Origin of the sequence: Kaistia geumhonensis (assembly GCF_030815145.1) — a bacterium.
GTDB classification, from domain to species: Bacteria; Pseudomonadota; Alphaproteobacteria; order Rhizobiales; family Kaistiaceae; genus Kaistia; species Kaistia geumhonensis.
This window is the reverse complement of record NZ_JAUSWJ010000001.1, coordinates 2,217,434-2,236,544: the sequence shown is the minus strand read 5'-3', so window position 1 is coordinate 2,236,544 and position 19,111 is coordinate 2,217,434. Positions and strand designations below refer to the sequence as shown.

17 protein-coding genes and 2 pseudogenes are annotated in these 19,111 nt (G+C 65.7%); 8 read left to right on the top strand and 11 right to left on the bottom strand.

From position 1 onward, the window contains the following. Window positions 1-46: 46 nt before the first annotated feature. The gene (locus QO015_RS10600) at window positions 47-613 is read left to right on the top strand and encodes a DUF3833 family protein (protein WP_266279538.1); all 567 of its coding nucleotides are present in this window, start codon (window positions 47-49) and stop codon (window positions 611-613) included. On the opposite strand, the gene QO015_RS10595 is transcribed toward QO015_RS10600, so the two are convergent. From QO015_RS10595 to QO015_RS10575, 5 genes are all read right to left on the bottom strand, one after another. Further along, the gene (locus tag QO015_RS10595; protein WP_266279540.1) at window positions 582-1,394 is read right to left on the bottom strand and encodes a carbohydrate ABC transporter permease; all 813 of its coding nucleotides are present in this window, start codon (window positions 1,392-1,394) and stop codon (window positions 582-584) included. The two genes, QO015_RS10600 and QO015_RS10595, sit on opposite strands and share 32 nt — an antisense overlap. 10 nt (window positions 1,395-1,404) lie before the next feature. Then, entirely contained in the window at window positions 1,405-2,307 is a 903-nt protein-coding gene (locus QO015_RS10590) for a carbohydrate ABC transporter permease (RefSeq protein WP_266279542.1), read from the bottom strand. 118 nt (window positions 2,308-2,425) lie between these two features. After that, window positions 2,426-3,646 (bottom strand): ABC transporter substrate-binding protein, encoded by a 1,221-nt coding sequence (locus QO015_RS10585; RefSeq protein ID WP_266279544.1) that lies wholly within the window; start codon window positions 3,644-3,646, stop codon window positions 2,426-2,428. A gap of 121 nt (window positions 3,647-3,767) precedes the next feature. Next, the gene (locus QO015_RS10580; RefSeq protein ID WP_266279546.1) at window positions 3,768-4,676 is read right to left on the bottom strand and encodes a sugar phosphate isomerase/epimerase family protein; all 909 of its coding nucleotides are present in this window, start codon (window positions 4,674-4,676) and stop codon (window positions 3,768-3,770) included. A 37-nt stretch (window positions 4,677-4,713) separates the two neighbouring features. Next, window positions 4,714-5,736: a Gfo/Idh/MocA family protein gene (locus QO015_RS10575; protein WP_266279547.1), complete on the bottom strand. Its 1,023-nt coding sequence runs from the start codon at window positions 5,734-5,736 to the stop codon at window positions 4,714-4,716. Window positions 5,737-5,952: 216 nt separating this feature from the next. Between QO015_RS10575 and QO015_RS10570 the strand changes: the two genes are divergently transcribed. The 3 genes from QO015_RS10570 to QO015_RS10560 all read left to right on the top strand — a co-directional run bounded on the left by QO015_RS10570 (window position 5,953) and on the right by QO015_RS10560 (window position 8,407). After that, complete coding sequence (locus QO015_RS10570; protein ID WP_266279549.1) at window positions 5,953-6,984, top strand: substrate-binding domain-containing protein; 1,032 nt, start codon at window positions 5,953-5,955, stop codon at window positions 6,982-6,984. 75 nt (window positions 6,985-7,059) lie between these two features. After that, a complete protein-coding gene (locus QO015_RS10565) occupies window positions 7,060-7,389 on the top strand; it encodes a hypothetical protein (RefSeq protein ID WP_266279550.1) in 330 nt (109 codons plus the stop codon). A 73-nt stretch (window positions 7,390-7,462) separates the two neighbouring features. Then, entirely contained in the window at window positions 7,463-8,407 is a 945-nt protein-coding gene (locus QO015_RS10560; RefSeq protein WP_266279551.1) for a YihY/virulence factor BrkB family protein, read from the top strand. On the opposite strand, the pseudogene QO015_RS10555 reads toward QO015_RS10560, so the two are convergent. Next, window positions 8,404-8,793: pseudogene (locus tag QO015_RS10555) on the bottom strand (IS5 family transposase); the annotation flags it as partial. The gene QO015_RS10560 and the pseudogene QO015_RS10555 sit on opposite strands and share 4 nt — an antisense overlap. Window positions 8,794-9,125: 332 nt before the next feature. Between QO015_RS10555 and QO015_RS10550 the strand changes: the two are divergent. Further along, window positions 9,126-9,589, top strand: a pseudogene (locus QO015_RS10550) (nuclear transport factor 2 family protein). A gap of 2 nt (window positions 9,590-9,591) precedes the next feature. Continuing rightward, window positions 9,592-10,215 (top strand): TetR/AcrR family transcriptional regulator, encoded by a 624-nt coding sequence (locus tag QO015_RS10545; protein WP_266279553.1) that lies wholly within the window; start codon window positions 9,592-9,594, stop codon window positions 10,213-10,215. 138 nt (window positions 10,216-10,353) lie between these two features. On the opposite strand, the gene QO015_RS10540 is transcribed toward QO015_RS10545, so the two are convergent. Then, window positions 10,354-10,959: a DedA family protein gene (locus tag QO015_RS10540; protein ID WP_266279554.1), complete on the bottom strand. Its 606-nt coding sequence runs from the start codon at window positions 10,957-10,959 to the stop codon at window positions 10,354-10,356. 232 nt (window positions 10,960-11,191) lie between these two features. On the opposite strand from QO015_RS10540, the gene gyrB reads away from it, so the two are divergent. Further along, entirely contained in the window at window positions 11,192-13,648 is a 2,457-nt protein-coding gene (gene gyrB, locus QO015_RS10535) for a DNA topoisomerase (ATP-hydrolyzing) subunit B (RefSeq protein ID WP_266279555.1), read from the top strand. A gap of 40 nt (window positions 13,649-13,688) precedes the next feature. Here gyrB and QO015_RS10530 read toward each other — a convergent pair whose 3' ends face one another. Together QO015_RS10530 and QO015_RS10525 are read right to left on the bottom strand one after the other, a co-directional pair. Continuing rightward, the gene (locus QO015_RS10530) at window positions 13,689-13,889 is read right to left on the bottom strand and encodes a hypothetical protein (RefSeq protein ID WP_266279557.1); all 201 of its coding nucleotides are present in this window, start codon (window positions 13,887-13,889) and stop codon (window positions 13,689-13,691) included. Window positions 13,890-13,918: 29 nt separating this feature from the next. Next, a complete protein-coding gene (locus tag QO015_RS10525; protein WP_266279559.1) occupies window positions 13,919-15,970 on the bottom strand; it encodes a M3 family metallopeptidase in 2,052 nt (683 codons plus the stop codon). Between the two features lie 137 nt (window positions 15,971-16,107). Between QO015_RS10525 and QO015_RS10520 the strand changes: the two genes are divergently transcribed. After that, window positions 16,108-17,052 (top strand): carbohydrate kinase family protein, encoded by a 945-nt coding sequence (locus QO015_RS10520; RefSeq protein WP_266279560.1) that lies wholly within the window; start codon window positions 16,108-16,110, stop codon window positions 17,050-17,052. Here QO015_RS10520 and QO015_RS10515 read toward each other — a convergent pair. Next, on the bottom strand, window positions 17,030-18,085 hold the full coding sequence (locus QO015_RS10515; protein WP_266279562.1) for a hypothetical protein: 1,056 nt from the start codon (window positions 18,083-18,085) through the stop codon (window positions 17,030-17,032). The genes QO015_RS10520 and QO015_RS10515 overlap by 23 nt on opposite strands. Before the next feature lie 12 nt (window positions 18,086-18,097). Further along, window positions 18,098-19,075: a nucleoside hydrolase gene (locus QO015_RS10510; RefSeq protein ID WP_266279563.1), complete on the bottom strand. Its 978-nt coding sequence runs from the start codon at window positions 19,073-19,075 to the stop codon at window positions 18,098-18,100. Window positions 19,076-19,111: the final 36 nt, after the last annotated feature.

Here is a 19,111-nt window from a genome sequence, read left to right as displayed (position 1 = left end):
GACACCGCTCGGCTGTCGGCGTTCTCGCAGAGGTGACGCCGGCTTGATGGATCGCAGGGGATTTCTTCTCGGCATCGCAGCGAGCGCGCCGGTGGCTTTAGCCGGCGCGGCGCCGGTCCCGGCTGCGAAACCGGATTTCTTCGAGACGGTCTTCGAGGGGCTTGCGATCGGACGGGGCCGCATCAGGAGCGGCATCGTCGGGCTCGACCGTGGCTTTCTCGTCTGGACGACGGGCCGCCATCGGGGCCGCGATTTCGAACTGGACCAGTTGTTCCGTTTCGACGACGGCAAGACGGACCGCCGCATCTGGCGGTTCCATCGCGTCGCGCAAGGCCGCTGGCTGGGCGAGCGGCAGGACCTCGCGGGCCCCGCCACGGTCTGGACGGAGGGCGGCGCCGTGCGCCTCTCCTACGACATCTTGATGCGCCCTGCGGGCCGTCTCGCCGCTCTCAGGCTCCATTGCGAGGATCGCGTGACGCGTCTCGCCAGTGGCGCGCTGCTCTCGCGCGGCACCATCCATCGCCTCGGCCTGCCCGTGGGCACGGTCGAGGCGCATCTCATCCCGAGGGCCGGCGGCGCCGCTACTTCAGCGCCCCGGCGGTCAGCCCGCTGACGATCTTCCGCTGCAAGAGGACGAAGACGAACAGGATCGGCGTCACATAGATCACGGCATAGGTCATGATGCCGTTCCAGTCGGTGGTGTTCGGGCCCATGAAGTTCATCAGGCCGACGGTCGCCGTCTGCAGCGCCTCTTCCGAGATCAGGGAACGCGAATAGACATATTCGCCGAACGATTGCAGGAAGATCAGAACCGACGTCACGAGGATGCCGTTGCGCGCCAGCGGAACGGCGATGCGCATGAAGGCGCCGAAGCGGGTCGCGCCGTCGACGCGGGCGGCCTCTTCCAGCTCCTTCGGAATCTGCATGAACGACGTGCGCGTCAAAACGATGTAGAGCGGCAGCACCTTGGCCGCCTGCACGAGCACGACCGCGGTGCGCGGCGTCGCGATGAGGCCGATCTGGTTGAAGATGACGAAGATCGGCGTCGCCATCAGCGAGGACGGCAGCACCTGCATCATCAGGATGAGGAAGAGGATGACGTCCATCCAGACACTGCGCACGCGGGAGAGCGCATAGGCGCACCCCGTGCCGAACAGCGCGACGATCGCCGTGGTGCCGACCGCGATCAGCAGCGAGTTGGAGAGATAGGTCGCCATCTTCTTGTCGACGAAGACCTTGGCGAAATTCCACTCCGGATCGTGCGGCCAGAAGCTCGGCGGATAGGTGAACGTCTCCGACGACGGCTTGAAAGCCGTCAGATACATCCAGTAGAGCGGGAACAGATAGATCGCCAGGAAGACGAGGGCGAGGGCGAGCAGGGCGTAGCGCTTCATGATGGGACCCTCACGCGCGGTGTTCGTGCCGCGTGGAGCGGACATAGATGACGGCGACGACGATGACGAAGCCGAGCATCAGGCAGGAAACGGCGCTGCCAGACGCGATGTCGTAGGTCTGGAACGAGAGCTGCCACGACCAGTATTGCGCGACATTCGAGGCGTTGGCGGGCCCGCCCTGCGTCAGCGAGGCGAAGAGGTCGAACTGCTGGAGCGTGAAGATGATGCCGAGCGAGATCACCGCGCCGAGCGTCGAGCGCATCATCGGCAGCGTCATGTGCCAGAAGCGCTGCAGCGCATTGGCCCCGTCGAGCGCCGCGGCCTCGTACATGTCCTTCGGGATGCCGGCGAGGCCGACCGACAGGAGGATCATGTTGAAGGGAATGCCGAGCCAGATATTCGCGATGGTCACCGAATAGAGCGAGATCGCCGGATCGGAGAGCCAGAACACCTTGCTGCCGACGAGGCCGAGCTGCTGCAGGAAATAGTTCAGCACGCCGAAGTCGCCGGCGAAGATCCACTTCCACACCGCGCCGACGACCAGCGCCGGCATGATCCAGGCCGCCAGGAACAGGCCGCGCAGATAGGTCGCGCCGGGGAAATCCTGCTGCATGAAGAGCGCCAGGCCGAAGCCGATCGCGAGCTGGAACACGATCGACAGCAGCACGAACAGCGCCGTGTTGCGCAGGATCGGCCAGAAGTCGGGGGAGGCGAACAGCGTCTTGTAGTTCGCGAGGCCGACAAAGGGGCGGACGAGATCAGCCATGCTGAACATGTCCACTTCCTGGAACGACATCACGATGTTGTAGACGAGGGGGAAGGCCGAGAAGGTCAGCAGATAGACGAGCGCGAGCAATGCCAGCAGCGCATCGAAACCATGGCCGTCGCGCAGGCCGCGGAAGAGGGCCGACATGGACGCTGTCTCCGAGAAAGGCGTGGGGCAATATCGAGGAGCGCCGCGCTCCTGCAAGGGGTCGCGGCGCGCCGGATGGACGGGCGGCTGCGCGCAAGGCGCGCCGCCCCGCATTCACTCACTTGTTGACGATGCCCTCGATCGTCGTCTGCGCGGTGTTCAGCGCGGTCTGGGCGTCCGTCTGGTGCGTCAGGGCCTGCTGGATGGCGGTCGAGATCGCCTTCGAGATCTTCGCCCAATCCGGCGAGGGGCCGCGGGCCGCAGCGTACTTCATCGACTCGACGAAGACCGCGTATTCGGCCGGCCACTTCGGATCCTTGACCTCGACCGGGTAGGACGGCACGAAGCCGAACTCGTTCCAGACGCGCGGCATCTGCGAATACATGTATTCGAGATACGCGTAGGCTTCCTTGGGATGCTTGGTCTTGGCGAAGATCACGTTGTTGCCTTCGCCGAGCGCCGAGGCGCGCTTTGCGCCGGCTTCCGGAATCGGCAGCAGCGTGATGCCGACATCGAACTTGGCGTCCTTCGACATGCGCGGCAGCTCCCACGGGCCGGAAATGGCCATGGCGGCGTTCTGCGCATTGAAGGTGGCGAAGCTGTCATACTGGCCGCGGATCAGCGTGTCCGGCGAGGCGAGCTTCTCGTCGATGATCTTCTGCCAGAGCTCGAGCGCCTTGACCGCGCCGGGGCCGTTGACCTTGTCGAAATTGCCGCCCGAGGACTGGATCCAGGGCAGGAACTGGAAGGTGCCTTCCTCGTTCGCATTCGCCGAGAAGGCGAGGCCGTAGACGTTCTTCGACGGGTCGGTCAGCTTCTTGGCCGTCTCGTACAGCTCGTCCCAGGTCTGCGGCGGCTTGTCCGGGTCGAGCCCGGCGGCCTTGAACATGTCCTTGTTGTAGTAGAGCGCGATCGTGTTGGAGCCGCGCGGCAGACCGTAGATCTTGCCGTCCCAGGTGACGGTCGAGAGCGGGCCCGGGAAGATCTTCGACGGATCGACGACCTTCGAGTCCTTGATATAGGGCGAGATGTCGAGCAGCGCGCCCTTCGAGGACAGGAACGGCGTGTTCGGGTTGTCGACATAGGCGACGTCCGGCGCGGTGCCGGTCGCGACGGCGCGCGTGATGTCGTTCGCCCAGTCGGCGAATTCGACATGCTTGATGTTGAACTTCACCTCGGGATGGAGCTTCTGGAACTCCTTCGCCATCACATACATGTAACCGGGGTCCTCCTCCCGGTCGATCGTCCAGACATTGAGGGTCACTTCCTCGGCCGAGGCCAGGACGGTCGAACCGGCGAGCGCCAGGGCGCCGGCCAGCAGCAATTTCATATTCCGCATGCTCTCCTCCACGGTTCAGTCGTTCAGTCTTTTCGATCCGGTCGGGATCGGCGCCCCTCCAGGCAGTCGCCCCGCCGCATGGCGCGGCGAGGCGGCACGGGCTCGTGACCCGTGAAGATCGTCAGCTCGGGTTCGGAACGAAGGCGGCGCCGCCCCGCGCTTCCTTCAGGAAGTTGAGCGAGCGCACTTGGCCGGTCATCTCCAGCGCGTCGCGATAGACCGGATCGTGCCAGCCCTCGATATCGATCGTTCCCTTGTAGCCGGCGAGGCGAAGCTCGCTGATGATGCGCGTCCAGTCGCTGTCGCCGAAGCCGGGCGAGCGCATCTGCACGAAGGGATACTTGCCGAAGATGCCGTTCTCGCGGATCACGTCCCAGCGGATCGTCGCGTCCTTGCCGTGAATGTGGAAGAACTTCGGCGCCCATTTGCGGATCTGCGGGATCGGGTCGATCAGATAGACCATCTGATGGCACGGCTCCCATTCGAGGCCGATATTGTCGTCCGGCGTCTCGTTGAACATCAGTTCCCAGGCGTCGGGATTGTGGGCGATGTTCCAGTCGCCGGTCGCCCAGTTGCCGTCCATGGCGCAGTTCTCGAAAGCGATGCGCACGCCCTTGTCGGCGGCGCGCTTGGCGAGCTCGCCGAAGACCTGCTTGTAGCGCGGCAGGCTTTCCTCGATCGGACGGCCGCGCACGCGGCCGGTGAAGCCCGCGATCGTCTTGGCGCCGAAGAGATGGGCGTTGTCGATCAGCGTCTTCCAGCCCTCGAGCGTCTGCCGGTCGAGATCCGTATCCTCGAGCGGATTGCCGAACATGCCGAGCGTATCGATCACGACGTCCTGGTCGCCGATCGCTTCCTTGAGCTCGCCGGCGAGCCGCGGAATGTCCTTGTCGCCGATCGTCTGCCAGAAGAAGGGCTCGATCGACTCGAAGCCGAGCGGCAGGATCTGGCGGACATAGGCGGCCGGATCGGCGGCATTGCCCTTCACCATGGTGCCGATGCGGATGTCGAGCGCGGGGTTGCTCACCATTTTCTCCTTGGACATGTGACGCGAGAGGCGGAACGCCTCAGATGCTGATCTCGACGCGGCGGCCGGTGGTGGCGCTCTCGATGGCGCCGAAAACCATGGCGAGGCTCCTGATGTTCTGGGAGCCCACCGTCTCCGGCACGGGGCCGCCGCGAGTCGCGGCGACGAAATCCTGAACGAGGCCGAGGTGGCCGCCTGTCCTGTCGGACGGGTCGAGTGGAGGAATCTCGACGGCGGCCACCTCGGAGAACAGGCCCTTGATATCGCCGGTGGCGATCTCGGCCCGTATGTCGTCATGCCCGTCCCAGACGAGCGACCCCTTGGTTCCGGTGATGCGCCAGGCGCTCTCCCAGCTCGTGCCGAGCCCGTTCGCGCACCAGGAACCGCGATAGTTGAAGATCACGCCCTCGCCGAACTCGAAAATGGCCGCGGCCGAGGAACCCTGCTTGTACCAGGAGTTCTTCGGCTCCCACTCGCGGCAATAGACGCCCTCCGGCTCGGCGCCGGCGAGGAAGCGGGCCGCATCGAAGGTATGGATCGCCATGTCGAGCAGCAGCACATGGTCCATCTCCTCCCGGAAGCCGCCGAAATGCGGGCCGAGGAAGAAGTCGCAGTGGATCGAGGTCACGTCGCCGATGGCGCCGCTGGCAATGAGCCGGCGGATGCGGCGGGGCGCGGCGAGGTAGCGGCGGTTCTGGATCACTACATGCAGCCGGTCCGCGGCGCGGGCGCGGGCGACGAGGTCGCGCGCCTGGTCCAGCGAGTCCGCCATCGGCTTTTCGGAAAGGACGTGGCAGCCGGCGGCAAGCGCCGAGGAGACGACGTGATGGCGGGCGCCCGGCACGACGACGTCGAACAGCATGTCCGGTTCGGCCCGGGCGAGGAGATCCTCGATGCTGGTCGCGATCACGGCCTGCTCGAGGCCGAACTCCGCGGCGCGGGCAGCGGCACGATCATGGTCGATATCCGCGACGCCGACGATCTCCAGACCATCGATCGTCTTCGCGGCCTCGAACCATGCACGACTCATGGCTCCGCAACCGATCAGTGCGGCACGCTGCATTCCAGATTCTCCTCCCCTCGACATTAATTGCTGCACCGCAAACGTTTTCGGTGCGCTGCATCGATGTCGTAAACGTTTACGATCACACCTCAGCACTCACCTCTTGTCAAGAGAGCCGATGTGGCGGACCAATGGCGAAGCCTTTGCCGCTACCTCGGGAGGAGGGCGGCAGACGGCCGCCAAACGCGGCAGGATCGAGGAAGGAGTCGGAGCCGCGTGAGCATTCGCGAACTTGCCAGCCATCTGAACATCTCCATCGGCACGGTCTCGCGGGCGCTGAACGGCCGTTCGGACGTCAATGCCGAGACGCGGAAGCGCGTGCTCGAGGCAGCGGCTGAACTCGGCTATGTGCCGAACCAGTCGGGCCGCAGCCTTCGCCAGGGCACGACCAACGCCATCGGCTTCATGGTCGAGACCAACAGCGAGATGAGCAATCACGGCGACACCTTCTTCACGAGCGTCTATGACGGGGTGCAGAAAGTCTTCGCCCCGCATCATCTCGATCTCGTGGTGCTGCTCTGTCCGTCGGGCGACGATCCCTATGACCATGTTCGCCGTGTCGTCGCCCGCCGCTTCGTCGATGCGCTGTTCATCTCGGCCATCCAGCGGCACGATCCTCGCATCGATTTCCTGATCGAGCGCGAGATTCCGTTCATCGCGCTCGGGCGCAGCCTCTCGGGAGGCAGCCATCCCTGGATCGATCTCGATTTCGAGGGCGTCGCGACGCAGGCCGTGAACCGGCTCGTCGCGCGGGGACATCGGCGCATCGGGCTGGTCAATCCCGGTTCCGAAATCAATCTCGGCTACATCTTTGCCGACGCCTATCGCGCGGCCCTCGCGGCGAACGGCATCGCCTACGATCCGCAGCTGCTCGTGCGCGCCGAGCAGACCGACGAGGAAGGCGGTTATCGCAGCGCCGATGCGTTGCTCGCCCTCGAGCCGCGGCCGACCGCCGTGGTGCTCGTCAACGAGAACATGGCCATTGGCGTCTATCGGCGCCTGCACGAGGCCGGTCTGATGCCCGGTCGCGACATGGCGGTGATCGGGCTCCGCCAGTCGCAGCTGACCGGGTTTCTCTCGCCAACTCTCACGTGTTTTCGGATTTCGCTTTTCGACCTGGGCCGGCGTCTCGCGGAGGGCCTGCTCGCGACGATGCCCGCCTATCGCGACAGCCATCCGGTTGGGCTCGTGCAGGAGGTCTGGCCGATCGAACTCGTGCCCGGAGAGAGTGATCCGCCGCCCCGATGAAGCCTGGCCCGTCGATGAACCTTCGCGGCGCCCATGCGTTGACGGCGGTCTTCACCATGCAGGAAGGGGTGCGTCATGTCCCGGCAGGACGATATCGAACAGGCGGCGGCCCGGATCTCCGCCACGGCAAGCGCCATGAGCTCGCAGGCCCGGCGCGCGGCCCGCGCCGCGACCTCGGAAGCGGCCCGCGCGGTGCGCGACCAGCGCGAGACCGTCCGGAATGTCTTCCACGACCTGGCTGACGAGGCCGAGGCGCGTGCCCGCAAGGCCGAGCGCAAGGGCTCGGCGATCGCCGGCGCCCTCGTCGAGCGCGGCATGGAGCGGCCAATCGTGGCCGTGGCGCTGATCGCCGCGACCGCGGCGCTCGCGTCCGCCCTCGCCGCAGCGGCGTTCACGCGGCGATGAGCCGCGCGCCGGTTTGCCAAGCCATGCCGGGTTTCTGCTAGCATGGTGCGGCTCGGCACGAGGAACTGACTGAATGGCGATGCGGGCTGATGTGGCAGAGGCGCGGACGTCGCGCAGCGAGACCGCGGCGACGAATTCGCCGCGGCCCTGGCACATCACGGGCTGGAAGCTTCTCTCCAACGTCTTCGTCCGTTTCGTCGCCCATGACGATGCGCTCATTGCGGCCGGTGTCGCGTTCTACAGCTTCCTTGCCGTTTTTCCCGCGCTCGCGATCTTCATTTCGCTCTACGGCCTGCTGTTCGACCTCTCCAACGTGACCAGGCACGCGGCGCAGATCGCGTCGATTCTGCCCGACGAGGCACGGCCGATCGTGCTCGATTTCCTCACGGGCCTTGCGAAGAAGGGGCCGGCGCAGCTGAATACCGGCCTCGTCGTCGCGACCGCGATCGCGCTCTGGTCGGCGCGCGCCGGTGTCGCCGCCCTCATGAGTGGCGTCAATTTCGCCTATGAGGTGCGCGACGACCGAAACATCTTCGTATCGGTCGGCATCTCGCTCGTCCTGACGATTGGCGCCGTCATATTCGCCGTGCTGACGCTTTCGGTGATCGCGGCCGTTCCGGTCGCGTTGTCGCTGCTCCACGCCCCGAACGCCAACACCGCGACGCTGCTGCTCATCCGCTGGCCGATCCTGGCGCTGATCGCCTTCCTGTCGATCTCCGCGGTCTATTTCGTCGTGCCGCACAGGAAGCCGGGCGGGCCGTGGCGACGGGCGCGCCGTATGATGCCGGGCGCCATCGCCGCGACGCTGATCTGGTTGCCGGGCTGCTCGCTGTTCTCGTTCTACGTTACGCGCATCGCCGTCTATGACGCGACCTATGGCTCGCTCGGCGGACCGGTGATCCTTCTGCTCTGGTTGTGGTTCACGGCGCTGGTCGTTCTGGTCGGCGCCGAGATCAACGCCAGCTGGTCCGGCCTCAAGACCCCCAAGCAGCGCCACCAACCGCCCGAGCCGAACTAGGCACTGTTGACAAAGTATGGCAGCCATATCTTTGCGGCGGCCAGGGCAAGGAATGCTGAGAAGGATGTTCGTGTCTTGTCGTATCGGGTCGCAACGCGACTGAATTGCTTGAGGCGATTGAACAACCGCTCGATGCGGTTTCTGTCCGTGTAAACCCGGATGTCGCAGACAGGCGGCTTCTTCCGGTTGGCCTTCGGCGGAATGACTGGGCTGATTCCATGGGTCAGGAGTTCCTCGCGCAGGAAATCACCATCGTAGCCCTTGTCGGCAAGGAACAGTCTCGGCTTGCCGACTGGTATCGCCAGCCGGTCGGGAACGGCGTTGTGGTCCGAATCCTCCCCGCCTGCCAGGACGAAGCCAAGAGGGCGTCCCTGACCGTTGGCTCGCCGCGAGCCAAAAACCGCTTCCCAAGAGGTAGTTTTGAATCACGCTTCCGCTGATTTGGGAAGCAGCTTGGGTAGCAGGACTTGGGCCGGATTTAATCCGTCTTCTAGAAAATACCCTGTTGCGTACGGCCTCCCTCGCGATCGCACCAGAGTGAGCACGCTCCGATCTGATCGGTAGCGGCGCCAACGAGTCTACAACGCGCCGCTCCCAATCGATCTCGAGCAGCCAGACGGAAATGCCGATTGACAACCACAGGCTCCTGGGTAACTGTACCGATCGGTAAACAAATTACCGATCGGTACACTTTCATCAATTCAACTGGGAACTAGAGATGTCACGTCCCCCACTCCCCCCTTCACCCGCGAGAGCGCCATCGAAAAGGTTCGGTTGGCGGAGGACGGCTGGAACACCAGAGACGCGGCGAAAGTTGCTCTGGCCTATACGCTCGACACCCGCTGGCGGAACCGCGTCGAGTTCGCGAGCAATCGCGAAGAAGCTCAGGCATTTCTGACACGTAAGTGGAACAAGGAGCACGAATACCGCCTCATAAAGGAGCTATGGGCGTTCACCGGTAACCGCATCGCGGTACGCTACGCGTATGAATATCGCGACGATGGCGGCCGCTGGTACCGCGCATATGGTAACGAGAACTGGGAATTCGCAGAGGACGGTCTGATGGCGCACAGACACGCGAGCATCAATGAAATGCCGATTGCTGAAAGCGATCGTCTGTTCCACTGGCCGCTTGGCCGTCGGCCGGATGATCACGCCAGCCTCAGCGATCTGGGCCTCTAGTCATGGCCCGCATGGTCGCTGAAAGGGCCGACGCCATAGCCCCGTTGGCCGAAGTTTTCCGCGAACATGGCTACGAAGGCGCAAGCCTTGCCTTGATCGGCAAGGCTACCGGTCTCGGCAAGGGCAGCCTCTACCACTTCTTCCCGAACGGAAAGGAAGAGATGGTGCGGGCTGTCCTCGACGAAATCGGCCAATGGTTCGAGGATGCCGTCTATTCCCCGTTGCGCAACGAGAGCGATGTCAACGGTGCCATCCGTGCAATGCTCGCTTCGACGGACCAGTATTTTCGGTCCGGCAGGCGCGTGTGCCTCGTCGGTGCCCTGGCAGTGGCCAATACGCGTGACCTCTTCGCGCAAGCCATCCGAGGTTATTTCGTAGCTTGGGTGGACGCATTGCAGTCAGCGCTTATTCGGCAGGGCCGTGAAGCCGATCAATCGCGCCTCCTCGCGGAAGAGGCAGTTCTCGCTATCCAAGGAGCAATAATTCTTTCTCGGGCACTGGACGATCCAGCGGTTTTCCAACGGGCTATCGACCAACTCCGGGGACGATTGGTGATCGAAAACGACACCCCTAGCTACGAGGGCTCAACCGACGTTTCACCGCAAAATGAAGGTCGGCTTGTCTAGGATTAGCGGAGATATCAACACAACGCGGAGCGGCAGGATTTCGGGCAATCTTGACACTCCACGAGCGGTCAAAGGCCAGCGGCAGGAGTTTCGGCAAAGCGTCCGCAGGGAGACGTGACAAAACTCTGTCAACAGAGCCTAGTCCGGCTTCGTCTTCGTCAGCGCCTGACGGCCCTGCCGCCGCATGAGCGCGCCACGCGCGAGATGCAGCACCACGAGCGACACCGCGCCGATGGCGAGGGCGATGAGCAGCTTGTGCTCCAGCCCGTGCAGGCGTCCGGAATACTGTTCGATGAGCTGCCCGAACAGATAACCGATCGCCGTGATCAAGGCCGCCCATGCGGCGGCGGCCACGACGTTGAGCACCGTGTAGAGCAGCGGCGGAACGCCGGCGATGCCGATCGCGATCGGGCTGATCGTGCGCACGCCATAGATGAAGCGGAACGACAGGATGAACGGCACGCGATGGCGGTGGATGAGGTCGAGCACCCGGGCGAAGGCCGGTCGTGCCGACTGACGCTTCACCAGCCTCGAATCGCGCGCATATCGGCCTATATAGTAGAGGACCTGATCGCCGGTGAGCGAGCCGGCGAAGGCGGCGAGGAAGACCCCGGTCGGGTGCAGGACGCCCTGATGGGCCAGGAAGCCGGCTGCCAGCAGGACGCTGTCTCCCTCGATGATGACCCCGAGATAGACGACGATCAGGCCGTAGGTGGCGAGGAACTGATCGATCCAGTGCATCATCGGCGGCGGCTCCGGTTTTGGCGGCGGGGGAGGGCAGCCGGTGCGAGGATCGCCGCTTTGGCGGGGCTCGCGCAAGCCGCTTCGCCGAAAGCCTGCACCGCCACCTTGGCGCCGTCTTTGGGCGCTAGGGCCAAAGGTGCAAATCCATCGCAGAAGCAATAGATTAGCCAAACGAATCGTAGCCTGCCCCGCGGCGCTCGCGCTCCGGGTCGGGTCCAACGGGAAAGACTTGATGACCGATATCGCCCGCGACAATGCCTCGGAAGCCTACGGCGCCGATTCCATCAAGGTGCTCAAGGGTTTGGATGCCGTTCGCAAGCGGCCGGGCATGTATATCGGCGACACCGACGACGGTTCGGGTCTGCACCACATGGTCTATGAGGTGGTCGACAACGCCATCGACGAGGCGCTGGCCGGCCATGCCGATCTCGTTTCCGTCACGCTCAATCCCGATGGTTCGTGCACGGTCATCGACAATGGCCGCGGCATTCCGACTGACATCCACAGCGGCGAGGGCATTTCGGCGGCTGAGGTCATCATGACCCAGCTCCATGCCGGCGGTAAGTTCGACCAGAATTCCTACAAGGTCTCCGGCGGCCTGCACGGCGTCGGCGTCTCGGTGGTGAACGCGCTGTCGACCTGGCTGAAGCTCAAGATCCGCCGTGGCGGCAAGATCCACGAGATGAGCTTCACCCATGGCGTCGCGGACGCGCCGCTCATCGTGACCGGCAGCTACGAGTCGCAGTCCGTCAGCGGCGTCTACGAGGGGCGCTCGGGCAGCGAGATCACCTTCCTGCCCTCGTCCGAAACCTTCAGCCGCACCGAGTTCGATTTCGATACGCTGGAGCACAGGCTGCGCGAGCTCGCCTTCCTGAATTCCGGCGTCCGCATCGTGCTGACCGACCGGCGGGGCGTCGAGCCGCGCCGCGAGGAACTGATCTATGACGGCGGTCTCGAGGCCTTTGTCCGTTATCTCGACCGCGCCAAGCATCCGCTGCTCGGTGCGCCGATCGCCATCAAGGCGGAGCGCGACGGCATCTCGGTCGAGGTCGCGATGTGGTGGAACGACAGCTACCACGAGAATGTCCTCTGCTTCACCAACAACATCCCGCAGCGCGATGGCGGCACGCATCTCGCTGGCTTCCGCGCCGCGCTGACGCGGCAGGTCACGGGCTATGCCGACCGCGAGGGCATTTCGAAGCGCGAGAAGGTCGCCCTGTCGGGCGACGACTGCCGCGAAGGCCTGACCGCCGTCCTTTCGGTGAAGGTGCCGGATCCGAAGTTCTCCTCCCAGACCAAGGACAAGCTGGTCTCCTCCGAGGTCCGCCCCGTGGTGGAGAGCCTCGTCAACGACCTGCTCGGCCAGTGGTTCGAGGAGCATCCGGGCGAATCGAAGCAGATCGTCTCGAAGGTGGTCGAGGCGGCGACGGCCCGAGAGGCGGCGCGCAAGGCGCGCGAGCTGACCCGCCGCAAGGGTGCGCTCGATATCGCCTCGCTGCCGGGCAAGCTCGCGGACTGCCAGGAGCGCGACCCGGCCAAGTCGGAGCTCTTCATCGTCGAGGGCGATTCCGCAGGTGGTTCCGCCAAGCAGGGTCGCAACCGCGAGAATCAGGCCGTGCTGCCGCTCCGCGGCAAGATTCTCAATGTCGAGCGCGCGCGCTTCGACAAGATGCTCTCGTCCGAGCAGATCGGCATGCTGATCATCGCGCTCGGCACCTCGATCGGGAAGGACGAGTTCGCGCCCGAGAAGCTGCGCTATCACAAGATCATCATCATGACGGACGCCGACGTCGACGGCGCCCATATCCGCACGCTGCTTCTGACCTTCTTCTTCCGCCAGATGCCGGAGCTGATCGAGCGCGGCCACGTCTTCATCGCCCAGCCGCCGCTCTACAAGGTGACCAAGGGGCGCTCCGAGCAGTATCTCAAGAACGAGCGCGCGCTTGAGGACTACCTGATCGAGCAGGGCGTCGACGAGGCGCGGCTCGAGCTTCGGGGCGGCGAGGTGCGCGCCGGCGCGGATCTGGCGGCGGTGGTGAACGACGCGCGCAATGTGAAGCATCTGATCGACGGCATGCACACGCGCTATGACCGCCGTCTCGTGGAGCAGGCCGCCATTGCCGGCGCGCTCAACGGCGCGGTGATGAACGATCCGGAGCGCGCGCTGGCGGCCGTGAAGACGGTCGCAGAGCGGCTCGACGCCATCTCGGACGAGATCGAGCGCGGCTGGACCGGCACGCTCGGGCGCGACGGTGGCTATCTCTTCGAGCGCGAGGTGCGCGGCGTGCGCGAGGCGGCGATGATCGATGCGGCGCTGATCGATTCCGCCGACGCCCGCAAGCTCGATTCCATTTCGGCGAAGCTGCGCGAGGTCTTCGACACGCCGTCCGTGTTCCGGCGGAAGGATCAGGAGACGCCGATCTTCGGGCCGCGCTCGCTGCTCGAGGCCGTCTTCGCGGCCGGTCGCAAGGGCATCCAGCTGCAGCGCTACAAGGGCCTCGGCGAGATGAACGCCTCGCAGCTCTGGGAAACGACGCTCGACCCGAACGTCCGTTCGCTGCTGCAGGTCCGCATCAAGGAAGCGGACGCCGCGGACGACATCTTCGCCAAGCTGATGGGCGACGAGGTCGAGCCCCGCCGCGACTTCATCCAGGACAACGCGCTGAACGTGGTGAACCTGGACGTCTGAAGACGGCTGGAAAGGGGCCGGACCGGCCCCTTCCTTCGCGCTATTCCTTCAGGACCGCAAAACCCTCCTCCGTCAGCGCGTAGGTGTTGACGCGGCCGCGGACGAGGCCGAGCTCGATGAGACGCTGGACAGCCTTGCCGTCGAGGCCGACATAGGGACCAGGGCGCGAGACGCGGGCGAGCATCTTGAGTTCCATCGCCGAGAGATCGGCCTTGGTGACGGCGGGCTTGTCGGTGGTCATGTCATGTCTCCAGAATTTGACGGAACCGCTCAGACGGCGGTGTCCATGAGGCCGCGCTTCTCCAGAAGCGCCGAGGGGTCGGGGTCGCGGCCGCGGAAGGCGCGATAGGCCTCGTCCGGCGTGCGGCGGTTGCCGGCGGCATAGACGAAGTCCTTGAGCTTGCGCGCCGGCTCGGGCGCGAAGATGTCGCCTGCTTCCTCGAAGGCGCGAAACCCGTCGGCGTCGAGCGTCTCGGACCAGAGATAGCTGTAATAGGCCGAGGAATAGCCGTCGCCCGCGAAGACGTGCTGGAAGTGGGGCGTGCGGTGGCGCATCACCATGGCCTGAGGCATGCCGATCTCGTCGAGCACGGCCTTCTCGAAGGCCGTCGCGTCGAGGCTCTTCGCCTCCTTCAGCAGGTGGAGCTTCATGTCCACCAGCGCCGAGGCGACGTATTCCACCGTGGCGAAGCCCTGGTTGAAGCTGCGGCTCGCCTTGAGACGGCCGATCAGCGCATCCGGCATCGGCTCTCCCGTGCGGTAATGCACCGCGAAGCGCGAGAGGATCTCGGGACGTTCGAACCAGTGCTCGTAGAGCTGGGACGGGAACTCGACGAAGTCGCGCGCGACATTGGTGCCGGCGATCGAGGGATAGGTGACGTCGGAGAGCAGGCCGTGCAGCCCATGGCCGAACTCGTGGAACAGCGTCCTGGCGTCGTCATAGGAGAGCAGGGTGGGCGCGCCGTCGGCGCCCTTCGCGAAATTCATGACATTGACGATGATCGGCCGGATATCGGCGACCAGCTTCTCCTGGCCGCGATAATCGCTCATCCAGGCGCCGCTGCGCTTCGAGGAACGGGCGAAATAGTCACCGAGGAAGAGACCGACCGGGGCGCCGCTCTCGTCGGTGACTTCGAACACGCGCACGTCGGGATGATAGGCGGGAATGTCGGTGCGTTCCGTGAAGCGCAGGCCGAACAGGCGGGAGGCGGTGTCGAAGGCAGCCTCGATCACCTTGTCCAGTTGCAGGTAGGGCTTCAGCAGCGCCTCGTCGAGATCGAACTCGGCCTTGCGGCGGCGCTCGGAATAATAGCGCCAGTCCCAGGCGGCGAGCTCGAAATTGCCGCCCTCCTCGCGCACCAGCGCCTGGAGCGCGTCGCGCTCCTCGATGGCGCGGCTGCGGGCCGGTTCCCAGACCGAGGTGAGGAGGCCCATCGCCGCTTCCGGCGTCTTCGCCATGGAATCGTCGAGCCGGAAATGAGCGAAGCTCTCATAACCGAGCAGCGTCGCCTGCTCGCTGCGCAGCGCGATCGTCTCGGCGATGATGCCGCGATTGTCGGTCTTGCCGGCCTCGCCGCGGGCGGTCCAGGCAAGGAAGGCCTTCTCCCGCAGGTCGCGGCGGGCCGAAAACTGGAGGAATGGCTCGATCGAGGAGCGCGACAGCGTAATGACATGCTTGCCCTCGGCAAGCCCGCGGTCGCGCGCCGCCTGCGCCGCCGAGGCGACGAGGAAATCGGGCAGGCCGGCGAGGTCGTCCTCGCCTTCGAGCACCAGCGACCAGCCCTTCTCATCGGCGAGCACGTTCTGTCCGAAATTGGTGCCGAGCGTCGCGAGACGCTCCGAGATGGCGGCGAGCCGCTTCTTCACCTCGGCCGGAAGTCCGGCGCCCGAGCGGCGGAAGCCGGTATGGTAGCGCTCGAGGACCCGCGCCTGCTCGGCGTCGAGGTCCTTCGGCGCGGCCTCGACGATGGCGTCGATGCGTAGGAACAGCTTCTCGTTGAGATAGATGGCGCTGCGATGCCGCGAGAGCAGCGGCGCCACCTCGAGCTCGATCGCCTCGAGATCATCGCTGGTGTGAGCGCCCGTCAGGTTGAAGAAGACGGAGGCAACCCGGTCGAGCAGGCGCCCGGCGCGCTCCATCGCCTCGATCGTGTTGGCGAAGGTCGGCGGCTCCGGGTTGTCGGCGATCGCCGCGATCTCGCGCTGGTGCTCCGCGATCGCCGTCTCGAAGGCCGGGCGATAATGCTCGGGCCTGATCGCAGCGAAGGGCGGCATGCCGAAGGGCGTCGTCCAGGCGGTGAGAAGCGGGTTCTCGGCAGTCATCGCGGATCCTCAAGGCTCGGCAGTATGGCGGCCATGGCGCCGGCACTGTCGCGGGGCGGGCATGACGGCCCATGTGTCGGCCGCGATTCGCATTATAGAAGGGCGGAAGCAAGACCCCTTCACGATTCGGCGGCCCGATGACCTCTTCCAAGACAGATGCCCTGCCCCTGCTGCCGCCGCCGCGCGTTCTCGTCGTCGGCGACGTGATGACCGATATCCTGGTCCGCCCGGAAGGACCGATCATTCCCGGCTCCGACCGGCGGGCGAAGATCGGTGTCCTGCCCGGCGGCTCGGCCTGCAACCAGGCGGCCTGGCTCGCCCATCGCGGCGTGCCCGTCGCGCTCGCCGGCAAGGTCGGCCGCCGCGACGCCGCGGAGCAGGCGCGGGCGCTCGCCGCCGCCGGCGTCACGCCGCGCCTCGGCATCGACGCGGAACGCGAGACCGGCATGCTGGTCGCGATCATCTCGGACGGCGGCGAGCGCTCGTTCCTGACCGATCGCGGCGCGAACGACTCGCTTTCCAACGACGACCTGCCCGTTTCCCTGCTCGCCGGGCTCGATCTCCTGCATGTCTCCGGCTACGCGCTCGTCGCGCCCGGCCCGCGCGCGGCGGTGATGTCGCTGATGGCGGTGGCTCGGGCGCGCGGCATCGCGGTGACGGTCGATCCGTCCTCGGTCGGCTTCCTCGAGGAGGTGGGCCGCGACAATTTCCTCGGCTGGACGCGCGATGCCTCGATCCTGTTTCCGAACGCCGACGAGGCGGCCTTCCTGTCCGGCTCCACCGAGCCGCGCGAGCAGGCCCGTTTCCTCACCGAGCGTTACCAGACGGTGGCCGTCAAGCGCGGCCCGCTCGGCGCGGAGGTCGCAACCTCGGAGCTTCTCCTGAAGGCCGTTCCGCCCGCGGTCGAGGTCATCGACACCACGGGCGCCGGCGATGCGTTCCTCGCCGGCTTCCTCGCGGCCCGGCTCGGTGGCGGCGGGCTGGAGCACTGCCTCGCCGAAGGCGTGAAGGCCGGCGCCGAGGCCACGACGCGTCTCGGCGGACGTCCGCCGGCGCGTGTCAGTTCGGAAACAGCTTCTTGACCCGCGCCACCTTCTTCTGAGCGCGGCGGGTCCTGAGGATCAGCTTCACGAAGCGGTGGACCTTGGCGAGGAGCGATTCCTTGCCGTCGTCCTCGCGCGCATCCAGCCAGTTGGCGATCGACAGCGCCTCGGCGGTGTGGCCGAAGAGCTGCGAAATGAAGCGGTTGATCGTCGGGTCGTTGTAGTCGACGGCGACGATCCGGGTCGGGCTCTGCTCGATCTTCGAGAGCCAGAGATTCATGTAGACCGCGCTGTCCTTGATCTTCTTCTCGGTCAGCGGCTCGAACGGGCCGCCAAGAAAGCCCTCGAGCCCCGCCAGGAAGGCGGCGGCCTGCGGGCGGATATCCTTGTAGCGGCGCGCATGCGCGACGATGACCTTCACCGCCCGCTCGCGCAGCATCTTGTAGTCGGCGGAGTTCCAGCGCGCCGGATGGATCTCGTGCAGGAGGAACGGCGCCGGCACGAAGGCGACCGGGTGATGCAGCGAGGCGGCGGTGGGCAGCAGGATGTCCCAATAGGGGGCGCCCATCTGGAAGGCGCCGAGATCGGGATCGGCGGCGAGCTCGGCCAGCGCCCCGCCCGAGAAGAAGATGCCGTCGATGCCGCGGTTATAGGTGCCGACCACGCCCTTCGCCTGCGTCGCCACGTCCAGCCGGCGGGCAATGAGCACCGTACCCGGCCGCTCGCGCAGCACCCGCGCGACATCGCTCTTCACCATGTAGATGTCGGCATTGACGACGGCTCCGGGGCCGTCGCCGAAGGTCGCGAGAATCTGGCCGAAGCTCGGCCCGTATTTGTTGGGGAACAGCCCGCCCGGCGGCACCTCGACGATCTCGACCGTCGGATAGCCATGGATCCCCGCCTTCTCGCCCTCGCGGTTCACGGAAACGACGCGGAAGCCGGCCGCCTCGAATGAGGCGACCGCATCGGCGATGGTGAGGCCGGCGCGCGAAAGCTGGCGCCGTTCGTCCTCGCCGCCGAAGCGGGGCGGGATGGACGTGACCAGCAGCAGCCGCTCGTCGCTCTCGGCCATCGGCACGTCTCCTCAGGCGCCCGCCGCGGCGGCGACGATGGTGTCGAAATAAAGCTCGAGGAAGCGGTCGGCGTCGCCGTCGATGCAGATCTTGTGATCCGGCCGCCCTTCCCAGGCATTGTTCGGCGGGAAGCGCCGGGTGTTGGGCGCCTGGATCGTCTGGCCGATGGCGATACCCTCGGTGACGACGCGGATCGGGCCGCCGCGGGTGGTGAACAGCGTCGGGTCGAGCAGATAGGCGACCGCCGAGGAATCGTGCACCGGAATGCCGTCGAACTTGGTCGAGGAGCGGTAGAAGCGCTCGTAGTAGCGCGACACGTCCCAGATGAAGCGGCCCATATGGCCGCCACGATCGCGCAGCGCCTCCAGATAGGGCGTGCTCATGATCGCTTCCTGGGTGACGTCGAGGCCGACGACCACGATCGGCCAGGAGGCCGCGAACATCTCGTCGGCGGCATGCGGGTCGCCGATGATGTTGGCCTCGGCCACGGGCGTCACATTGCCCGAATGGCCGCGATAGCCGAAGGCGCCACCCATGATGACGATTTCCTTGACCAGCGAGGCGATCTCCGGGTCCTCGCGCAGCGCCAGCGCGAGATTGGTCATGCGGCCGACCGCGACGATCGAGATCTCGTGCGGATGCTTGCGCACCGTCTCGATGATGAAGCGGTGCGCGGGCAGGGGATGCTCTTCGGAGCGGATCGTCTCCGGCAGCAGGATGTCGCCGAGGCCGTTCTCGCCATGCACCCAGACCGGCGGGTCCTTTTCCTCGAGCACGAGCGGCCGGCCGGCGCCGCGCGCCACCGGCGCCTCGAAGCCGAAGGTATCCCTCAGGAACAGCGCGTTGCGGGTCGTCACGTCGATGCGGTGATTGCCGAGCACCGTCGTGACGCCGACGAGTTCGACATCGGGGGCCGCGAGCAGGAAGAGAAGCGCCATGGCATCGTCGACGCCGGGATCCGTATCGTAAATGACTTTCTTCGTGGCCATGCTCATTCCTGCTCGTGCGGCGGGCCGTGCCGGCGG